Below are 2,249 nucleotides of genomic sequence, written 5' to 3'. Positions count from 1 at the left end.
TTTTGATGATAATCAGAGGATTATTCTAAAATTGTTGCTGACCAACCTGATTGTATTCGATTCGCTGAATAGTTACCTGGAAAATCCAATTTGTTAAAGGGTATCAATTTCTTGAAAGCAATAGCTTTGAACAAAAGTTTTCTCGACAAGGATACCTTTGGTAAGTACATCTTTGCGTTAAAAGAAAATACAGGAACAGAACCTATGGAACTGACAATAGAGTTTGAGACAAAAACAGGAATTCCATATATATACTCTGTGGAAATTATGAATACTGGGATTGTTTCCGAAATACTACAGATTTCCGGTTTGGGTTCGGAAGAAAACCATAATGTTTTCACTCGCAAAGAGGGCAAAATCGAATATGCAGTTACGCCTTCAGAGGAAGTAGGCAATATGGTTTTGGGATGGATAGAAAAAAATCCATTTTCCAGTCTTTTGACTATAAACAATGATATGCCGGTATTGACGGATGAAAATATTAGTATTGCACAAAAATGGTTTGAGGACGAACTTACAATAATTGGCTTGCATTCTTTCAATCCTGCACTGATTGGAATATTCAAGAGCAACAAAGAAATCAATCAATTTGCTTCGGATATATTTAAGGTACTTGGTCTTGGTATTAACAGAGTTAATGTCGAAACAGAAAATTTTGAAGATTGGATGAGTACCCATGACATCAGTAATCTACCTATGGACAAACTTAAAGAAATGCGTTCCGGAGTGTTGTCGGAGGTCGTTGATTTCAGAAATACAAGATCTATTAGTGTAGAAGATGGAGTGCAGAAGATAAGTCAAATGCTATTCCAGCAATTTGGTAAAAACGGATTTTCAAAGGATATGGATATCCAGGCACAGTCTGACGGTACGGTTAGATTACTGTCGCTTGTTCCGGCATTATATGATGCAATGAAATCCGCCAAGACGGTAATCATAGATGAACTCGATCATAGCATACATTCACATTTGGTCAGGGAACTTGTCCGTTATTTTTCCTCACAGAACACCAATGGACAACTTATTTTTACAACGCATCAGACCTGTTTGCTAAATCAGGATTTTTTGCGCACCGATGAAGCTTGGATGGTTGAAAAGAAGGATGGTGGGAGTCATATGTATTCATTAAACGATTTTAAGATTCACAACACAATTAATATTGAGAACGGATATATGGAGGGGCGTTATGGCGCTATTCCTTTTATTGGTGAATTGAATATGTAAAATGTTAATATTGTTATGGATTTATCTAAATTTACATATTCAAAAAAAAGACTCAAGATTAACTCCTAAATAGCTTGTACATCAGTCTATAACCCAAAATAAGGAGAATTGTCAGGTATATGAAACATCAGGAGTGTCTTCTGCTTACCAAAAGCCTGAAGGGATTCTTTCCACCAGTCTTATATTCGTACTCTCTGGGGGGAAAGGATTTTCTTCTGGAATTGATTAAACAGCGTGAGCTTAACTCTTTAAGAGTTGTATTTATGTCTGAAAAAGGACAAGGATTACAGCCATATCAGATGCAAGAGAAGTGGGAATAAATACAGTTGACAGGAGAAATAAAAATAGAATCGCAGCTTTTCCAACTGGATACTATGGACAAAGTATTTCTCCTTTCGGATGTAGATGAATTCTATGATCAGTTGGAGAAAATATTTAAAGGTAATCAAACCGATGTACAAGGTAGATGGGTCGTGAGCAATCCTTGTTTTGAGATTTGGTTGTATTATTGTTATTTGGATAATCCAGAAAAAGTTCTTGGATGCTTGAAAACAGAACCTATTACTACTCGGAGCAAAAAAATGAAGGCCTTGGGTAACACATTAGTCAGTGGAGGGTTGAACCCTTGTTTGGCATTTGAAAATATGTTGAATGGAATAGAACACTGTATTGCTTACTATGCTGAGGATGATAACAGAATAACTGTCTTGTATGCGACACAAATGCATGAAATGGTTCAGTACCTTTAGTCAGCATAAAAGAAATTTCAACAATATTTCATTTCTACATAATTTTGCACACAATCATGCGGATATGATTATGTGTATAAATAACGATTATCTGCTGATTTTCAGCATGTTATTTTTTGAATCAGCAAATGTAATAGATGTCGTATGCATATTTTTGAGAAAATATCTCAAAAATATGCATTATATGAATTGAATTTTGTACCTTTCCTCTAAAAAGAAAAATCCCCCGCTCTTATATTCGTATGTAACTTACTTGTATCTAATTAATTATACTTA

The 2,249-nt window shown here is 34.9% G+C and carries 2 protein-coding genes; both read left to right on the top strand.

Features of this window, described 5'->3' with window-relative positions; all coding sequences use genetic code 11:
• Nucleotides 1-90: 90 nt before the first annotated feature.
• The gene (locus tag NSB03_RS20410) at nt 91-1,224 is read left to right on the top strand and encodes an AAA family ATPase (protein WP_257466623.1); all 1,134 of its coding nucleotides are present in this window, start codon (nt 91-93) and stop codon (nt 1,222-1,224) included.
• Between the two features lie 326 nt (nt 1,225-1,550).
• Nucleotides 1,551-1,973 (top strand): RloB family protein, encoded by a 423-nt coding sequence (locus tag NSB03_RS20405; RefSeq protein WP_242358928.1) that lies wholly within the window; start codon nt 1,551-1,553, stop codon nt 1,971-1,973.
• The last annotated feature ends 276 nt before the right edge of the window (nt 1,974-2,249 follow it).

Source organism: Bacteroides acidifaciens, from assembly GCF_024623065.1.
Classification (GTDB): Bacteria; Bacteroidota; Bacteroidia; order Bacteroidales; family Bacteroidaceae; genus Bacteroides; species Bacteroides acidifaciens.
This window is presented reverse-complemented; position numbering and strand designations above follow the sequence as displayed.